General features: G+C 59.7%; 16 protein-coding genes and 1 pseudogene. 12 read left to right on the top strand and 5 right to left on the bottom strand.

The window, feature by feature from the left end:
* The first annotated feature begins 75 nt into the window (after positions 1–75).
* The 8 genes from JQ507_35315 to JQ507_35280 all read left to right on the top strand — a co-directional run bounded on the left by JQ507_35315 (position 76) and on the right by JQ507_35280 (position 8,451).
* Positions 76–480 carry a FixH family protein gene (locus JQ507_35315; protein ID QRI73660.1) on the top strand — a complete coding sequence of 135 codons (405 nt, stop codon included), beginning with the start codon at positions 76–78 and terminating at the stop codon, positions 478–480.
* Entirely contained in the window at positions 477–1,721 is a 1,245-nt protein-coding gene (locus tag JQ507_35310) for a TolC family protein (protein QRI73659.1), read from the top strand. The genes JQ507_35315 and JQ507_35310 overlap by 4 nt, the downstream gene beginning before the upstream one ends.
* On the top strand, positions 1,718–3,151 hold the full coding sequence (locus tag JQ507_35305) for an efflux RND transporter periplasmic adaptor subunit (GenBank protein QRI73658.1): 1,434 nt from the start codon (positions 1,718–1,720) through the stop codon (positions 3,149–3,151). Before JQ507_35310 ends, JQ507_35305 begins: the two co-directional genes overlap by 4 nt.
* Positions 3,148–6,345: an efflux RND transporter permease subunit gene (locus JQ507_35300; protein ID QRI73768.1), complete on the top strand. Its 3,198-nt coding sequence runs from the start codon at positions 3,148–3,150 to the stop codon at positions 6,343–6,345. Before JQ507_35305 ends, JQ507_35300 begins: the two co-directional genes overlap by 4 nt.
* Positions 6,346–6,378: 33 nt before the next feature.
* Positions 6,379–6,786 carry a transcriptional regulator gene (locus JQ507_35295; GenBank protein QRI73767.1) on the top strand — a complete coding sequence of 136 codons (408 nt, stop codon included), beginning with the start codon at positions 6,379–6,381 and terminating at the stop codon, positions 6,784–6,786.
* Positions 6,787–6,883: 97 nt separating this feature from the next.
* Positions 6,884–7,441 (top strand): sigma-70 family RNA polymerase sigma factor, encoded by a 558-nt coding sequence (locus tag JQ507_35290; protein ID QRI73766.1) that lies wholly within the window; start codon positions 6,884–6,886, stop codon positions 7,439–7,441.
* Positions 7,438–8,079 (top strand): DUF1109 domain-containing protein, encoded by a 642-nt coding sequence (locus JQ507_35285; GenBank protein ID QRI73765.1) that lies wholly within the window; start codon positions 7,438–7,440, stop codon positions 8,077–8,079. Before JQ507_35290 ends, JQ507_35285 begins: the two co-directional genes overlap by 4 nt.
* A gap of 105 nt (positions 8,080–8,184) precedes the next feature.
* Complete coding sequence (locus JQ507_35280; protein QRI73772.1) at positions 8,185–8,451, top strand: hypothetical protein; 267 nt, start codon at positions 8,185–8,187, stop codon at positions 8,449–8,451.
* A 525-nt stretch (positions 8,452–8,976) separates the two neighbouring features.
* Here the strand turns inward: JQ507_35280 and JQ507_35275 are convergent.
* The gene (locus JQ507_35275; GenBank protein ID QRI73764.1) at positions 8,977–9,318 is read right to left on the bottom strand and encodes a hypothetical protein; all 342 of its coding nucleotides are present in this window, start codon (positions 9,316–9,318) and stop codon (positions 8,977–8,979) included.
* A 6-nt stretch (positions 9,319–9,324) separates the two neighbouring features.
* On the opposite strand from JQ507_35275, the gene JQ507_35270 reads away from it, so the two are divergent.
* Positions 9,325–10,017: a transposase gene (locus JQ507_35270; protein QRI73763.1), complete on the top strand. Its 693-nt coding sequence runs from the start codon at positions 9,325–9,327 to the stop codon at positions 10,015–10,017.
* A 286-nt stretch (positions 10,018–10,303) separates the two neighbouring features.
* Here the strand turns inward: JQ507_35270 and JQ507_35265 are convergent, their stop codons facing one another.
* The gene (locus JQ507_35265; protein QRI73762.1) at positions 10,304–11,365 is read right to left on the bottom strand and encodes a DMT family transporter; all 1,062 of its coding nucleotides are present in this window, start codon (positions 11,363–11,365) and stop codon (positions 10,304–10,306) included.
* Between the two features lie 542 nt (positions 11,366–11,907).
* Entirely contained in the window at positions 11,908–12,471 is a 564-nt protein-coding gene (locus JQ507_35260) for a hypothetical protein (protein QRI73761.1), read from the bottom strand.
* A gap of 178 nt (positions 12,472–12,649) precedes the next feature.
* On the opposite strand from JQ507_35260, the pseudogene JQ507_35255 reads away from it, so the two are divergent.
* Positions 12,650–12,759 (top strand): annotated as a pseudogene (locus JQ507_35255) (transposase).
* A 212-nt stretch (positions 12,760–12,971) separates the two neighbouring features.
* Here JQ507_35255 and JQ507_35250 read toward each other — a convergent pair.
* Entirely contained in the window at positions 12,972–15,080 is a 2,109-nt protein-coding gene (locus JQ507_35250; GenBank protein QRI73760.1) for a carbohydrate porin, read from the bottom strand.
* Between the two features lie 1,078 nt (positions 15,081–16,158).
* Between JQ507_35250 and JQ507_35245 the strand changes: the two genes are divergently transcribed.
* Positions 16,159–16,422 carry a hypothetical protein gene (locus tag JQ507_35245; GenBank protein ID QRI73759.1) on the top strand — a complete coding sequence of 88 codons (264 nt, stop codon included), beginning with the start codon at positions 16,159–16,161 and terminating at the stop codon, positions 16,420–16,422.
* Positions 16,423–16,768: 346 nt separating this feature from the next.
* Here the strand turns inward: JQ507_35245 and JQ507_35240 are convergent, their stop codons facing one another.
* Positions 16,769–17,011: a DUF2171 domain-containing protein gene (locus tag JQ507_35240; GenBank protein QRI73758.1), complete on the bottom strand. Its 243-nt coding sequence runs from the start codon at positions 17,009–17,011 to the stop codon at positions 16,769–16,771.
* 114 nt (positions 17,012–17,125) lie between these two features.
* On the opposite strand from JQ507_35240, the gene JQ507_35235 reads away from it, so the two are divergent.
* Complete coding sequence (locus JQ507_35235) at positions 17,126–17,812, top strand: transporter (protein ID QRI73757.1); 687 nt, start codon at positions 17,126–17,128, stop codon at positions 17,810–17,812.
* Positions 17,813–18,097: the final 285 nt, after the last annotated feature.

Genomic DNA, 18,097 nt, shown 5'->3' with positions numbered 1-18,097 from the left:
GCTGCGCGGTCTCAGGGCCGCGCAGTTAACGCACGCCGCCGTTCGCGGCGCATCGGGTCATCGAGGATTTGTAAAATGAAGAAGTATGCCTTCGCGCCCGCCCTCCGGGCGGCGTTGATCGCCGCTTCCTTGGCAGGTTCGGCCACGCTCGCGCGCGCCGACATCAAGGACTACGAATTCCAACTGGTCGACAAGACAGTCAAGAAGGGGGACGCAACCATCTCGGTCCGCCTGATCCACAAGCCCGACGGCAAGCCGGTTCCCGATGCGGTGATCTTCGCAAAGAGATTGGACATGGCTCCGGACGGCATGGACACGATGAAAACGTCGATCGAGGCGATGCCGAGCACGGAGCCGGGCGTCTATAAGTTCAAGGCCGCCATAACTATGGAAGGTGGCTGGCAATTGTCCCTCGGCGCCAAGGTTCAAGGCGAAACCGGGACGGTTGAAAGCAAGCTCGTCATCAAGGCCACGCCGTGATCCGCTCAGCCGGAATCACTGGCTTCGCCGCAATCCGAGCAACCGCAGCATTGCTGTGGTTGTCCCCGGCCTTGGCAGCCGAGCAGACTTTGCCCGGAGCTACCGCGGAAAGCGTCGTGGCGGTTGCCAAACGCCTCAACCCGACGGTGGCGGCGGCCGCGCTCGAGTTCGATGCAGCGGTTCACAAGATCGGGACGGCGGGCGTATTGGCTGACCCGACCCTCATTCTCGAGGCTTGGGACGTCAACCGGCAGGGCGTGGGACAGCGCCGCATAGGCATCGACCAGGAGCTCAAGCTTTGGGGCAAATACGGCCTCGAGCGCAACGTCGCCACGGCCGACGCCGATGCCGCAAAATTCCAAGGCCGTGCCACCGTGACCGAACTCATCGCGCAGGTCATTACAGCACATGGCGAATACAATGCGGCGTATGAAGCCGTTGGGGTCGCCACCGAAATCAAGCGGCGGTACGACGAGACGCTCGGATTGTTGCGTTCGCGATACGGCACGACATCGGTCGACCGGCAGGACGTCATCAAGGCCGAGATCGAAGCGGCTACCGCCGACGGCGACGTCGTCCGCCGACAAGGCGAACAGAAGGCAGCGGCGGCCAGGCTGAATGCCCTGATCGGCCGTCCGTCCCTGGCGCCCTTGGCTCCGCCGACCGGCTTTCGAGCAATCAAGGCAATCAGCCTCGCGCAGGTTCAGGCACTCGCGCGCTCTGCTAACCCGATGCTGGCGCTGGCCGGAGCCCAGAGCAATTCCGCGGCCCAGACCAAATCCCTTACCGACCTCAACTACTATCCCGACGTCACGCTCGGCGCGAAATACGTGCAGCGGCCCGGGACCGAGGATACCGGCGAGTTCATGCTCGGCGTCAAGCTGCCGCTGCACTATGAAGTCAAGGACGCCGAACAGCGGGCGGCGGGCGCGCGTCTCGGCGCCGCGCAAGCCCGCAGCGAGGCGCTGCGGCTGCGGGTCGACGGACAGATCGCCGACGCATGGTTCAGCGTCGATGCGCTACGGAAGGTCGTGCAGATCTACGCGTCGCGCCAATTGCCGCCTGCACGATCATCCCTCGACAATGCGCGGAACGGTTTCCAGGCCGGCACGTCCGATCTTTCCTCGGTCTTCGAGGCGGAGCGCAGGCTTCGCGCTGTCCAGCTCGACCTGCTGAAGCTCAAGGTAGAACTTCAAACGAAATACGCCGAAATGGAACGTCTGGCCGGAGGTTCGCTATGAGACGGCCAGTAGGTGCTTTGTTAGCCTTTACGGCGATCCTGGCCGCCGGAGTGGTCGGATTGGCCGTCGGACGTTCGAGCGCTCCGCTTCCAGGATGGCTGTCCGCCGTACTTCCCGCAGCGGCAAAGCCAAGTTCCGCTCAACCGGCTGCGACAGGACCGATCGTCTACTACCGTGATCCGGACGGCGCGCCCGATTATTCCATGACGCCGAAGAAGACGCCGTCGGGCAAGGAATATTCGGCGGTCCGCGCCAGCGAAGATGTGAGCTTCGAGGAGCACGCTCCGGAAGCCATGACTGCGAAGGGCGGCGAACGCGGGCGGATCAAATTCTATCGTAACCCTATGGGCCTTCCGGACACGTCGCCGACGCCGAAAAAGGATTCGATGGGGATGGATTATCTCCCCGTATATGAGGGCGAACAAGACGACGACTCATCGGTCAAAGTGAGCGCGGGCAAGCTGCAGAAGGCAGGTGTCCAGACCGAGGTCGCGGAGCGCCGCTCCTTGAATACGATGGTCCGCGCACCGGCTACGGTACAGCAGGACGAGCGGCGCGTGTCCGTCGTCTCGCTCCGGTTCGAGGGCTTCATCGACACCGTCGACAACGTCACGACCGGCACGCACGTCCGCAAGGGCCAGCCGTTGATGCGCATCTACGGCCCGAACCTGTCGAGCGCCGCCGCCGAATATCTCTCGGCCCTTAACGCCCGTCCGGAAGCCGGCATCAGCGGGCAGGCCCTGAAAGGGGCGCGCCGCCGCCTCGAAAACCTCGGTGCGCCCGATGGGTTTATTGCCGACATCGAGCGGACGCGCGAGGTCCCGGTCTACCTGAACTGGCCTGCGCCGCAGGACGGTGAGGTCGTGGAGCGGACGGCCGTTAACGGGATGCGTGCAGCGCCCGGAGACGTGCTTTTCAGGATCGTCGACCATGATGTCGTCTGGGTGATGGTCGACGTCGCCGAACGCGATCTTGCGCTCATCGAACTCGGACAAACCGCCACCGTGCGTTTGCGCGCCTATCCGAACCGACCGTTCACGGGAAAAGTCACTGTGATCTATCCGCACCTGAAACCGGAAACGCGGACCGCGCGGATCAGGATCGAATTACCCAACCCGGACGACGTGCTGCGGCCGGACATGTATGCCGACGTCGAAATTGCCACGGGGACGGAAACTCCAGTCGTAACCGTATCCAGCAGCGCGGTGATCGACAGCGGCGAGCGGCAGCTTGTGCTGCTCGACAAGGGCGAGGGCCGTTTCGAACCGCGGGCGGTGAAGATCGGGCGCCGCGGCGGCGGCCTCGTCGAGGTCAAGGAAGGGCTCGCCGAAAACGACAAGGTCGTCTCTTCCGCGAACTTCCTGATCGATGCCGAAAGCAATCTCAAGGCGGCGCTCAAGGGCCTCGACACCGGAGAGAAACCACAATGATCGCGCGGCTCATCGATTGGTCGGCCCGGAACCTGATGCTCGTTTTCATCGGCGCTATCTTCGCTATTGCGGCCGGGGTCTATGCCCTGCAGCACTCGGCGCTCGACGCGATTCCAGATCTCTCCGACACCCAGGTCATCGTTTACACCGAATACAAAGGTCAGGCACCACAGGTCATCGAAGACCAGGTCACCTATCCCTTGACGACGGCCATGCTCACCGTACCGAAATCGAAAGTGGTGCGGGGGTTTTCATTCTTCGGCGTCTCGTTCGTCTACATCATTTTCGAAGACGGCACTGACATCTACTGGGCGCGTTCGCGTGTGCTGGAATACCTCAACGCCGCGGCGCGCAAATTGCCCGCCGGCGTGACGCCGACGTTGGGGCCCGATGCGACGGGCGTCGGCTGGGTCTATCAGTACGCGCTGCAGTCCAAGGACAAATCGCTGGCCGATCTGCGGTCGATCCAGGACTGGACCATCCGATACGGAATTTCCAAAGCGGAAGGCGTGGCCGAGGTCGCAAGCGTCGGCGGCTTCGTCAGGCAATACAACATCATCGTCGATCCGAACCGGTTGAGATCGCTCGACATACCGCTTGCGAAGGTGCGCGATGCGGTCCGCGGCAGCAACATGGACGTGGGCGGGCGCACCGTCGAGCTTTCCGAGTTCGAATTCGTCGTGCGGGGCAGGGGGTATGTCAAGAGCCTCTCCGACCTATCGAACATCGTGCTGAAGCTCGACAAGGGCACGCCGGTCCTGCTGAAGGACGTCGCACGGGTCGAACTCGGCCCGGACGAACGCCGCGGCATAACCGAGCTCAACGGGGAGGGCGAGGTCGCCAGCGGAATCGCACTGCAACGCTTCGGACAGAATGCGCTCGACGTCATCGACAATGTGAAGGCGCGCCTGGGGGAGATGGCTTCGGCGCTTCCGAAGGGTGTCGAGATCATACCGGTCTACGACCGTTCGAACCTGATCCACGACGCGATCGAAACGCTGAAGCGGACGCTTACCGAGGAAAGCATCGTCGTCGCGCTCGTCTGCATCGTCTTCCTGCTGCACGTGCGCAGCGCGCTCGTCGCCATCGTGATGCTCCCGATCGGCATCCTGATGGCTTTCGCCGCGATGAAGGTGCTCGGCATCGGATCGAACATCATGAGCCTCGGCGGCATCGCCATCGCCATCGGTGCCATGATCGACGGCGCCATCGTGATGATCGAGAATGCCCACAAGCATCTCGAACGGGCGCCACCGGACAAGCCGCGCCTAGAGGTCCTCATCGAGGCTGCAAGCGAGGTCGGCCCGGCGCTGTTCTTCAGCCTGCTGATCATCACGGTATCCTTTCTGCCGATCTTCACCATGGAATCGCAGGAGGGCCGGCTGTTCAGCCCGCTGGCGTTCACCAAGACCTTCTCGATGGCGGCGGCGGCGATCCTGTCGATCACGCTGGTGCCGGCGCTCATGGTTCTGTTCATTCGCGGCAAGATCATTCCGGAGCACAAGAATCCCATCAACCGGTTCCTGATCTGGATCTATCGCCCGATGATCCGCGGCGTACTAAGGGCCAAGACGCTGACCATCTTTCTGGCGCTTGTCGCCTTGGCGATCAGCCTCTGGCCGGCCCGGCAACTCGGAACGGAGTTTATGCCGAGCCTCAACGAGGGCACGCTGATGTACATGCCGACGACGTTGCCGGGCCTGTCGGTGACCAAGGCGGCGGAAATCCTGCAGACGCAGAACAAGGTCATCAAGACCTTTCCGGAAGTCGAGTCGGTCTACGGGAAGGCGGGACGCGCCGAAACGGCGACCGACCCCGCGCCGACCGAAATGTTCGAGACGATCGTCAATCTCAAACCCAAGGCGCAATGGCGTGCGGGCCTGACCGTCGACGGCCTCATCGCCGAACTGGACAAGGCTTTGCAGTTTCCCGGTGTCTCCAACGCCTGGACCATGCCGATCAAGGCCCGTACCGACATGCTCGCGACCGGGATCCGGACACCGGTCGGCATAAAGGTGTTGGGAAAAGACCTGACGGAAATGGAAAAGCTCGCCCGCCAGATCGAAACCGTCGTGAAAGCAGTTCCCGGCACGTCGAGCGCTTACGCCGAACGGGTCATCGGCGGCTATTACCTCGATGTCGTCCCTGACCGGGAGGCGCTTGCGCGCTACGGTCTCATGATCAGCGATGTGCAGGACACGGTCTCTTCGGCACTCGGCGGAGAGACGATCACCACCACCGTGGAAGGCCGCGAGCGTTACGGCGTCAACCTGCGATACCCACGCGACCTGCGTAGCGACCCGCAATCCATCGCCCGGGATGTTCTCGTCGCGATGCCGAATGGGGGGACTGTCCCGCTGGGCGAGGTTGCAGCGATCAAGCTCACGCGCGGGCCTACGTCCATCCGGACCGAAAACGGCCAACTCGCGGTCTACATCTTCGTCGACATCCGCGACCGCGATCTCGGCGGCTACGTTGCCGATGCCAAGGCCGCCGTGGCCGCCAGCGTACAATTTCCGCCGGGAAACTATGTCGTCTGGAGCGGACAGTTCGAATACCTTGAGCGCGCCACCGCGCGGCTGAAGATCGTGGTGCCTGTCACGCTGCTGATCATCTTCCTGCTGCTCTACTTGAACTTCCGCCGGCTGACCGAGACGCTAATCGTAATGCTGTCGCTGCCGTTCGCCCTCGTCGGCGGATTGTGGTTGATGTGGTGGCTTGGTTTCAACATGTCCGTCGCGGTGGCCGTAGGCTTCATCGCGCTGGCCGGTGTCGCTGCCGAGACCGGCGTCATCATGCTGATCTATCTCGATCATGCGATGAAGGAGATTCACGCCGAACGGTTGGCGGAAGGCAAGCCGTTCACGCGGCGGGATCTGAACGAGGCCATCATGCTGGGTGCGGTCGAGCGCGTGCGGCCCAAGATGATGACCGTTGTCGCCATCATGGCAGGCCTTATACCGATTTTGTGGAGCACCGGTACCGGCTCGGAGGTCATGCAACGCATCGCCGTGCCGATGATCGGCGGCATGATCTCGTCCACCATTCTGACGCTCATCGTCATCCCCGCGGTCTACGCGCTGATCAAGGGGTTTGGGTTGCCGCGCGAACCGGGCTCAGCCGTCCCCGTGGACCGGAATAGCCAAGAACGGAAGACGGCAAGTGATTTCGACCGCTCGCAAGCAGCAGAGTGACGAAGCGCCGTCCCTCCTCGGCGCCAGGATGATGTGAGGGACCAGTGGGACTTCAAAAAGTGGCGGAAGAAGTTGGGCATCAACCAGATCGTGGCGGGAGAACTGCTCGGCATGAGTCGCGGCGCAGTTCAATACTGGGAAAGTGACCTCAGGCCGGTGCCACGCGCCGTCGAGCTTGCCTGCCAGGAATTGTTGCGGCGCTGGAAGCAGCGGCCTGAGGTCGATTCCCGCCCATCCGGCGATCTGGTCCTGCGATGCGAGCCGCATCCGAACAACGAGAGCGCCTTGGGCCGCGTCGTTCGGCTGAGCGAAACCCTGAACCTTTTCATGCCGCTCATCGTGGATGACGATGGAACCGCGGTCTGGGCCGGCCCCGAATTGCTGCACGAATGCGAGGAGCGGAAAAGACGCGATCGGCAAGCAAAGCGCATTGAGGCCTAGCCGAAGCGCAGCAGACCTTTCCGACTATTTTTGAGGCCGGTCATCTTCGGCTGTAACCAAATCCGCCGGACCGGCGAACTAACAGAGATACGCAAGCATGACGACCCACGAAATCGAACTCAAGGCGCTAATGCTTGCCAGCCTGGACGGCGACGCGGCCTCGCACCGCGCGCTGCTCGAGCGATTGAGCAGCCGTTTGCGGGCCTACTACAAGGGCAAGCTCGCCAGGATGGGAAGGGGTGCGGCAGAAGCGGAGGATCTCGTTCAGGAGGCGGTATTGGCGGTTCACTTCAAGCGGCACACCTATGATCCTGCCGAGCCTCTGACGCCTTGGGTCCATGCGATCGCGCGCTACAAGTTGATCGATTTCCTGCGGCGTACCCGCACGTCGCGGGCCGACGTGCCTATCGAGGAGGCCGATGCAATCATGGCGCACGACGACAATGTCGGCGCGGAGAGTAGCTACGATGTTAGGAGGCTCATGGAGCGACTACCGAAAAACATGCGGTGTTCCATCGAGGCCGTGAAGCTGGACGGGTTGAGCATCGCGCAGGCGGCAGTACGATGCGGCATCTCCGAGCCGGGGGTCAAAGTGAACATCCACCGGGGACTCAAAGCACTGGCTACCCTGATCGGCCGGGAAAAGCGGACATGAAGACTGACGAGCTTGTGGCCCTCCTGAGTACCAATCCCGAGCCGGTCGACCGCGGTTTGGTCGTTCGCACGCTTCTGGTCGCGCTTGGGGCAGGTTCAATTCTGGCCTTGGGAATCACGATCTTCGGGCTGGGCGTCCGTCCGGACATGGTGACGTCCGGCGCCTTGGGTTTCGTCGCCACAAAGGTCTCATTCGCGGTCGGGATTTTCAGCCTCGCGCTTGTCTATCTCGCAAAGCTGGCGCGCCCTGGCGGGGAGCGAAAACCTCGATCGTATCTCGTTGCGGTGCCGTTTCTTGTCATCGTGGCGCTTGCAGCAATCAGCCTCGGGCTGGCGCCAAGCTCGCACTGGACCAAGATGATCATCGGAGACGAATGGCTCGAATGCCTTGTTTCCATTCCGGTCATCGCGATCGTTCCTTTCGCCGTCGCTATCTGGGCCGTTCGACAGGCGGCGCCTACGAACCTTGCTCGCACGGGTGCTTTCGCGGGACTTGTTGCGGGCGGCGTTAGCGCGATGGCGTATGCGCTGCATTGCGCGGACGATTCCCTGCCTTTTGTAGCGGTTTGGTACGGCGGCACGATTGTGCTTTGCACCTTAGCGGGCGCAGCAATGGGGCCACGACTATTGCGTTGGTGAGCGTTTGCCGGTCACGTCAGCGTGAGCTTGTAACCGGCGAACGAAACGGTCCGAACTCATAAGTAGAAGCGCACAAGACGCGCTTCGAAGAACTGATGGAGCCGGATCATGACGAAAAAACTTCTCACGATTTCACTCTTGTTGCCGCTAATGGCGGCGTCGGCGTCTGCATTTGCCGGATCAACGATCACCGACAAAAGCTATTGGCCGAATGAGGCCAGGCAGAGCGCACAAGCCAGGACCGGTAGCTCACAAGGCGATCCGAATTCCGCGTTCGCTTACGACCGGATACCGTCACGCCTGCATTCCGCGCCAAACGTGAACGACGGCGGATCAGCCTGGCGTTACCAAGGCGGTCCCAAGTCCAGATGATGGGTGCGGCAGAAACTGATGCGCCGGTCGCCCAGACCGACCTCGACGAACCGTCCAAGATTTTGCGACCTCTCGCGCCTTCAACAAAACGAGGTGATCCATGATGAACGGTATTTCGCCCGCAATGTCTTGGGGCATGGGTCTGGTCTGCGTGCTGGTCATCGTCGTTTTAATATTGGCGGCAGTAGCGCTTGTGAAATATCTTCGTTCCGAAAACCAGGCTCGGCCGGAATGAAGATTTCGGGGACTGGGTCCGTCGGTTCAATGTGCCGGAGGTGAGCAGATATGACCCCGGTCGCATGCCGCTGGACGTTGTCCGCGGCCAAGGGGCATGGGAAATTGAGCATTTAGGCCTGTGAGCCCGCGGCGACCCCCGTGAGACCCTTCCTTCGTGTTTGGTCCCGGAAGATTGGTTGAATGGAATCGGTGTAGAAAGAGGCGTCTGTTACGTCAGGGAGCGCCTTGCGTCATGGAACTGAACCTGCACGCCAACGCTACGACCACGCCTAAGGTCCGGGCTTACATTCAGCGCAGCAAAAAGAAGATCGCGGAACTGGCGAGCGAACTCGGCGTAAGCCAGACCACAATCCGGCGGTGGCGCACCCGTACTACGGTCAGCGATCGTTCGCATACGCCAAAAAAGCTGACGACCAGCCTCTCGCTGATGGAGGAGGCGCTCGTCTGCGAGCTGCGGACGCGGCTGCAGTTGCCACTTGATGATATCGTCGAGGTGATGCGGCGCTGCGTCAACTGTAAGCTGTCACGTAGCGCGATCCATCGCTGCCTGAAGCGGCACGGTCTGAACCAAAGGCCGAAGCCCGACAAGCCTGCTGTTGGCATCTTTGAGCAGGCCACTGTCGGCTTCATCCACATTTGCCGGCCCTCGAGCGACGTAAAAGCTACGCCTTCGTCGCGATCGATCGGGCCACTCGCTACGTCTACATGGAGATCCATCAAAACCGGGATGCCAGGACTTCGGAAGAATTCCTTAAACGTTTCCTCGCCCACTTCCCGCATCCGGTGCACACCATTCTTACCGACAATGGCGCCGAGTTCACGGACCGCTTCGCCGTCGACAAGAAGAACAAGCCGATCGACAAGCCATCTGGCCAGCATCCGTTCGATCAAGTTTGTGCAAAGCGGGGCATTCAACACCGCCTGATTAGACCCTACCGTCCGCAGACCAATGGCCTGGTCGAGCGTTTCAATCGACGGATCGTCGAAGCGATCGGCCGCGAACCCAAACGTGGCATCGCCCGCCGGCTATTCCATTCTCACCTCGACCGCGATCAATTTCTTCATCGCTTCGTCATGGACTACAACCGTACCCGCCTCAAATGCCTCGACTATCTCGCGCCGTGCGAAGCTCTAGCTAATCTTCCGGGACCAAACACCTTCGCAGGGCAGGCGAGTGTAGGGGCCCTGCACGGCCGTTTTGCCAAACGGGAGGCCCCGGGGGGTGCGCAGGCTTCTCTGCGGAAAGCGTCTCGGATCCTCGGGCTGCACGGCCACGATGGCTGCGCTGCAGCAGCGTGCTTCGCGGCCAGGGGAGTCCTCCCAGCTTAGATAACAAGATCCGTAGCCTAGGCTGGTCCCGGCTGCTTCCTTGCATAATCTACCAACTCCGCAAACTTCGCCTCGAACGTAGCTTTGAATGTCCCTGAGACCTGGCCGGCCTCGAGCCAGACGCTGCGAACGAGTGGCTCACTGCGGCAGGGGACGGCGGCTTTGATTGGCCGGGACGTCTTGAACTTGCACACGATACGCCGCCCCGCTGCTGGTACGATGGCCATTGGTCGCCACCGCCGCCGCAGTTGCGTTGCCAATTTCGCTTGTTCCTGCGTGCGCAGATCTAATTGTGCCGGTGTCGATGATGCAAATCGGGATAGTGTGGATGCTTATGTCGAATAGGTTCGTGGCGATGCCAATGTGAATGACGCTCCAACATCTCTTCGGCATGATGTCGGTGATGCTCGTCGTGGACGTGGCTGTGGTCATGCTCTAGAAACTCATGCTCGTGGTCGTGCTCATGCCGCTCGGCGAGATGCAGCCAAATACCGCCGCCCATTAGCAACCCTGCCAGTGCCAACTGAGGGGTGAGCGGCTCGCGCAGAAGCAGGATCGCCACAACCGCTCCGATGAAGGGCGCCAACGAAAAATAAGCGCCGGTCCGGGCGGTCCCCAGATGCCGCAGCGCCAGCACAAATAAAATCAGACTCACCCCGACGCCGAAAAAGCCTACCAAGGCCGCAGCACCGATCACGGAAAGAGGCGGAAGCGCTGAGCCAATTGCAAGCGCCAGCCCCATATTCACGGTTCCGGCCACTAGTCCCTTAATGATGGTCGTGACGACTGGATCAGCAGCAGAAAGCTTGCGCGTAAAATTGTTGTCGAGGCCCCATGCCAAACAGGCCCCGGCAATCAGTGCTCCGCCGGCATCGATCGTGATGCTTTGTCCATCCCATGCCAGGATCACCGCGCCGGTCAAGATCGCAAGCGCTCCCAGCAAGACTTTACTGTCGACATTCTCTTTGAAGATCACCCACGCGATGGCCATTGTGGCAAGGCCTTCGAGATTGAGGAGCAGGGAGCCCGACGAAGCGGAGGTGCGCTGCAGACCCATCATGAGCAGCAACGGGGCGAGACATCCCCCTAAAATCACAACAGCGGCCAGCCAGGGCAGATCAACGCGTCGCAGACTTGCTTCAGCGACAGGAACGCCAAAAGCGGCCCGCCCAAGATAGACGATCGTCAATCCCGTTCCCGCGCCTAGATACAGGAGACCTGCCAGCATCTGCGGCGCAATCGAACCCAGGAGAACCTTAGCCAGAGGCGCCGAGGCACCGAACAACACAGCGGATGCCAACGCCATCGGAACCCCCGACCAGATTTGAGAACGAGGAGTTTCGGACATCCGTTACTCTAACATGTGTCGTCACCTAGGTTGAAATCCAACGTGACGTCGCTATTCAAGGCCCAATGCCCATTTTCCTGCAAGCTGTACCGAACATAGGCCGGATCATGATCTCCGATGAGTTCTGGATCAAACAACAACGGCCCACGAAGTCGATGAAAATATTGCGCCGCACACAGAGGCGAACGGCTTCTCGCCGGCAGTCGCTAAATTAGTATTTCTAATAGCGTCCTTGCACGTGCATCTGGCAGGTCTTCCCTCATGGGGGTGCTTCCGGCGATCGCGGCTAGGATCGTCCTGCCCAACCGCTCCTACTAGCTCACCTGTTTTAACCGCTTGTGGCCTAATTTGAGTTTCGTAGTGGCCCGTTATGGAGTAAGGATCCCATTGGTTGCTTGCTTGCGGAGGCTCCAATGTGTCGCATCCGCTTCCCAATGTTGGTAATGGCGTTCACGGCCGCAACATGGTCAACTTGCCAAGCCATCGGGTCTTTTCAGACTAAACCGGCGTTTCCCGTGGTGATGGTTGGTGTAGCATCTCCGTCAACCGTCAGATTGCCCGATGTGTCCGCACGCGATCTCGTTGGCGGCTGCGGTAGGGGTCGCATCCGCGATCATCAAACACATGGTTGCCGTGGACCGGCCGATATCAGGTAAGGCATCGGCCAGTAAAAAAATCCTGTCGAAGCCCGTTGCAGTCGAGCCGGGTTGTAAGAGTGTTGCATTCTGAGACTTTATTACGAGAGGGCTTCCTCGCCGACTGAAACTGCCGCACTGGTCTACGGCAGTTACCGGATGTTGACACCACGAGGCGGTTGCGCCGGTGGCGCCCCCTCGTTGAGGTGAGGTAAGGTATGGTCGATGGGTGGTCGCTTTTGGACTGACCACGGCAACGGCCTTGCCGATATGCCTCGTCTCCCGAGCTTCGCCCAACGCGACCCTTTCGATCTCCCACAGGCCGGCTTGGTTGCGAAAGATCGCGGCGATTTCACGCTGGCGATACGCTTGTTTGATGAGGCGCTTCAGCGTGACCTGTTCTCTGAGGCAATTTAGTTTGCCGGAAATCGGGTGTGCGGAAGGGGATTCCTTGCAAATTTGATTTGTCATTCACGCGCCTTTGAGAGCTTTGGCGAGGGACCAGATGCGGCCGCCGGCACGACGGGAGAGCAGGATCATTCCGCGGCTCGATCAGATCATCTGAAGCATCCGCTGGCGGCGCTGGGGCGCACGGTGGAATTGGGGGTTCCTGGAACGGGAGTCTGGGGCGGTCTACACCGATGATCCGGGCCGCCCGCCACTGCCGACGCGATTGATGGCGGGGCTGGGGTGATCCTCAAGCGCGCCTATGACCTCTCCGATGAAGCGCTCTGCGAGCGCGGGGTTGAGAACCCCTACTTTACCCGCAGCCTCCACGCCATGCACTTGAAAGACGTGCTTGGCGAGAGCCGATGGTGGTAGGATGCATTGTGGATTACTCCTCTCTTTGTTGCTTCGGCAACACTCTGCCACATTTGATGCCGTCGAGTGGGTGTCATCCACACCATCATCGTGATGCTTCATATGCTGATAGTCGCACTGGGATTAACCGAGAGCGCGATCAGAATTGCTTAGTATTGCGAATGCACGCGAAAACTGAGCACCGAAACTGGGCCTCGGTCGCGATTGTACGCTGGATTTGCGATGAGCTGATAGTCCAGCGTAACCTTCGTGGAAAATACCGGAAAACTATAATAAGTCTCGAATATTTTTTCGCTGCCCGGATTTGGCAGCTTGCCATCGCCAACCAGGATTCCAAGTCCGCCGGCATTGAGAAACGCTTGGTGCACGCCGGAAATCCCGTTGACGACACCGGCTATGCCGAACGTATCGTTATCCCGCCCCCACTGCTTTCCGGAAATCGATAGGCCGGCGGCGACGGTTCGATCGACGTCGGTGAATTCATAGGGCTCCTTACTGCCATCCGCGACCCCGGCTCGGACAAACAGGCCGACATTGGGGATGAGTTGCTGCTCTAGATTCATGCTGATGCCGCCACGGCTTTGGTAGCGCCGCACGGCGGCGATATCGGCGGGTCCTCCGTTCACTGCAGCCAACTGGATCGCGTCCTGGAAGCTTCCCATCCGGCCGCGTGTCAGAAATCCGCTGATCGCGATTTTCCCGGGTTGATCCCAGATGGCATATCGCCGCTCGATCTCGCCGACCCACTGGAACTGTCCGAACTGTGAATCGAGGTGGGTGGCATTCGGTGCGATGGATAGATCGAATAGGCCGGCGCGCAAGGTCCAGGGACCTTGGTACCATTCCGCGGCCGCGCCGACGGTGTAAGCCCAGGCGTCGGCCGCATAGTCGAACGTTCCGGTGTCGATGATGGTCCAGTTCATGAAATCGACGCGAGGATCATGGGCGTATTTATTGGTGTCGAAGATATCGCCGACGCTGAATTTTCCGACAGTGAACACCAACCGATCCGAAGTCTGCGACCCGGAAAACTGGTTGAGCCCGGCATCGACTTTCTGAACCTCGCCGCCGAGGTCGATGGTCTGTCGCAGGAATGCCCGGTGCAGACGCGTGTACGGGTAACTCGCCCCGACTTTGTAGGCCTCGCCGCTTGGGAAACCCGCTGCGCCGACCGATTTGCTCAGTCCAAAGCCCTGATCTATTTCCGGATTGACCCATGCTTCGGCGCCCTCCCAGAGCCGGACGCCTGCGTACAAGGTTACGTCTGCAGTCTCGCGGCCGATATTCGGTGCGAGACTGTTCTGGCCGCTGTAGGGAGCCCGAAATGGAGGGGCATACTGATTGACGTAGGTGGCTTGGGCGTGGAACGCGACGCGGTCTGTTTCCAGAGCGGATGGGCCCTTGGCCAGGAAGTCCGATATGTGAGCGTTATCTCCACCGATCCGGTAGTTCACACCAAGCCGGACGCTTTGCATGGCGAGGTCGGATGCGAACACCTCCGCTGCGGCCGGGAATGTCACGCCCTTGCGGCCAAATCCAGTCGACAGATACTCGGCTTTTGCGGTCCAGTTGCCGGTGAGCGGAATCTCGATGCCCGCTCCCGCGGCCCACCCCAATCGCCACAGCAGCCTCGTGTCCACGGTTCCCGGCGTTGCGAAACCGCCAGCGGGAAAACCGGTCACCTGATCCCGCGTTGCCTGATTGTAGGTCCAGGCCAATCCTCCCGTTCCATAGAGGAGAAAATGCTCGAACGCGTAGCCGAGGCGAGCGCGGGCACTTCCGTAATGGATGACCGCCTCTCCGTAGATCACTTGGCCGGTCAAGGGCGAGGTGACCGTCTGACTGCCACGCACGGAAAAGGGTACCTGCACGTCCGAATTCGGAAAGCTAGCGTCGGCCTCGAAACCCAGCATCCAGCGAGACTGAAAAACGTAATTATACCCACCCTGCAGTCCGGCGAAATAGCTGCCCGTTCCGCCCATGAAATCGAAATTGAACGGAAAATCGAATGATCCATTCAAACCTGGACCGCCGGCTCCCGGCGCAGTTGCGGACCAGTTTGAAGAGCCTTTGATCACCCCGGCATGGGCGCCGATGTACCAACCGTTCCAATCGTAACCAGTCACCTCCGCAGCCTTCGAGACGTAGGGCAAAGGTGCCTTGACCGGAAGGTTTACGGGAAGGTCACCTGCGATCGCGACAGAACACGTCGCAAGCACTATCCAGGTGCCACCCAAAAAGTTGGACACTCGCTTCATAACGCGCCCCGTTACCCAACGCTAAAGTAGACCAAAGAAAGATGACATCCATCCCAAAGCATTATTGCAACTAATTCGCAATTGCAAGAACGAATGGGCATTGAGCGACGCCCGCACTCTTCAATGGACGAGATCACTGCTTCTCAGACATGGTGAAGACTGTTATTCCAACATAAGTCCGATCCCCAAGCCGGTTTTGGCCTGCGTGATCAGTTGTCGGATGATGATCCGAATCGGCGGCCGTAACGTCAAAAGGCGTAACGTCAAAATGACGAGAACGACATAACTCGTCGCCAGCCCCTGTTAACGGTTCGATCAATTGATGTGACATCCTGCTCGACCTTTTGGCGCTTCGCTGGCCGCTCAGAGCCGACCATGCCTCCGAACCGCTCCAGCCATCGCGCTACTTATAAGACAGCTCGAAGACCGCTATGTGAATCCTGCGCTGTCGTCGCGTAGCGAAAGATTGTGCTCGCCAGCCGAAAAACTCCAATGGCTCCCCGACATCGCGCATTTTCGACGGCGGTCCGTATCACGCTCCCGCCGCTCGGGGCCGAACTTGTTGAGTTGCGGCGACGGCCAAGCCCAATCGCTTGCAACCGGAAAGTTGTTCAATAGCCGCTAAGCCAAATTCGAAGGCTGTTTGCGCAAAGGCCTCAAGCTGCCAGTGTCATCCCAGTCGCGTCTCACCGTCGATCAGGGATCGTTGACAAATGCGCATCTGATCCATCGCGGTCCGCTTGGCCGGAGAACAATCAGGCAGGTTCGCATTGCAAGCAACCGTGGCGCCGACGACCCCAGGATCGCCTTGGATGACCGCACCGTCAGGCATAGAGGAAGATCAGGAAATCCCGGGCAATGAATGGCTGGACTGACTTGTCCTGCAGTCCGCCGCCGAACGCGAAAATATAACTCATGCCAGTCAGGCAGCCTAGGGTGCCAATGACCCTTTGAGAAGTAGTAGCGGATCGATTCGACGGCACTTGGTCATATTAGAAACTCAAGCTAAATTGAAACTCGGAAAGACCGATAATTGTGCTCCCTGATAATGCCGTACGGAGTGCATTGGAGTGACTAGATGATTGATCCAGCTCCCGAGCTCCCGGATAACACGCTGATTGAAAGTGTACGACTTCCGCAGAGAATTCGAAACCTACTGAATTCGGCCGGTCTAAAAACCGTCGGCGAGGTTCGCGATAAGGCAGATGCTGAATTTTTAAGTTTGCCGAGTGTCGATAAGAATTCGCTGCAATATCTGCGAAGGACCCTCGGGCTTCCGTCGTCACAGGGAGTTAGCTGCCTCCCATCGGAGCTGCGAGACGGCGATGATGAAGTCAAGTAAACGACTTCATAAACAAGCATGACTGTTGCTAACTTGCGCGATCCTTTCTCAAGCTGCGCTCCAATCAACTTTCGCTGGGCTTCGGCGCATTCGCACATGGAACTATCGGTTGGGTGGCGTCTGACTGCAGCGGTGCGAACGGCGGTAATATCACCTTTCGACCGACTGGCGCCGCGGCATTAGCGCGGATGTTTACCCGGTCCGTCTCGGACTCACTCGCTCATGATTCTCAACCGGCCAGTCACGGGCCCAGATCGAGACGAGCAAGGACGTAATCTACAAAGCTGCTCCGGAAGAGGTCGTGTAAGGCAACGGGCCGACGTTTCTCGCCGGCCCGATCTGCGTCTTACTTTATGCCTTCGTGCTGCCAATGGGCAGTGACTTCCGCGTCGGATTTTGTCAAATGGACGTGCTGGTCGACGTGATCGATCCAGCCAACGGGAATAAAATGATGGTGAACGCCGTCGGGCGAACTCTGTTTGGTCAGCTTGATCTTGTCGGAGCCTTCAAGATGGTCGACTTTGCCGACTGTCTTTTTGTCGGAAGAGACGACGTCCATGTGCTCTTTGATCTGCGAGGTATCTGTCATGGGAAACTCCTTTGGTATAGAAATTAAAAACTCGCTAACGGGGATTAGGTTGCATTTCTGGAAAGAACGTCTCTTACCCAACTCACCGGCGCGGCCGACAGAGCGGAACTCTTAATGTCCGCTTGGATGTACACGCTGATCCCGGCCGTAGCCGTCGTGGTCGGCGCCGCCGCGGCGGTCTGGCGGAAGCCGTCGCCCACATTCGCTGGTGCTATCCAGCATTTTGCCGCCGGTGTGGTGTTCGCCGCCGCCGCCGGAGAGCTTCTGCCCGACATCAAACACCGTCAGTCAGCTTGGGCAGTCATCCTGGGAGGGGCGGCCGGCATTGTGCTTATGCTACTTATCAAGCGCCTCGGCGAAATGACTAAAGGCACGTCCGGTCTCATCGTCATGGTAGCGGTGGATATCTTCATCGATGGACTGGTGTTGGGCATCGGTTTCGCAGCGGGCGCAAAACAAGGTTTTTTACTGACGGTTGCGCTCACGACGGAAGTCTTGTTCCTCGGCCTTTCATTGACCGGCGAACTGTCCGAGTCGATTCGAAAGCCTGCAAATGTTCTCGCCGTCGTTGGCGGGATCGCGATCTTGTTGCCCCTTGGTGCCTCCGTCGGCATCCCGGTTAGCCATCTTCCAAACTTTTGGATCGCGGCCTTCTTTTCATTTGGGTTGGTTGCATTGCTATATCTCGTCACGGAAGAGCTGTTGGTCGAGGCGCATTCGGCTCCGGAAAAGCCGTGGGTCACCAGCCTGTTCTTCGTAGGCTTTTTGCTAATTCTGCTGTTAGATGAGCTCGCAGGCTGAACACCGATCCGGGTCGTCGCCTGTCGCCCCCGGAGATTAATGCGTGCAAACAAGCCTTCTACGTGAGTGGCTCACCAAAGTCGGGTGGGAGATCGCGCTGGCGGTTGCTCTAGCGGCAGTCCTTGCAGTCAGTACGGGTGGCACGCTCTCGCTTGCCCTTCGTTACCTGGCAGGCTTCAGCGGACTGAACTCGCTCGTGCAGGTAGTTCTAGCCGTTGCGCGACGGCGGCCGCTAAGCGCGCGCCTTTCGGAGTGGGACGAAGCAATCGCGCTTGCGACGCTATC

Origin of the sequence: Bradyrhizobium sp. PSBB068 (assembly GCA_016839165.1) — a bacterium.
Taxonomy (GTDB): Bacteria; Pseudomonadota; Alphaproteobacteria; order Rhizobiales; family Xanthobacteraceae; genus Bradyrhizobium.
This window is presented reverse-complemented; position numbering and strand designations above follow the sequence as displayed.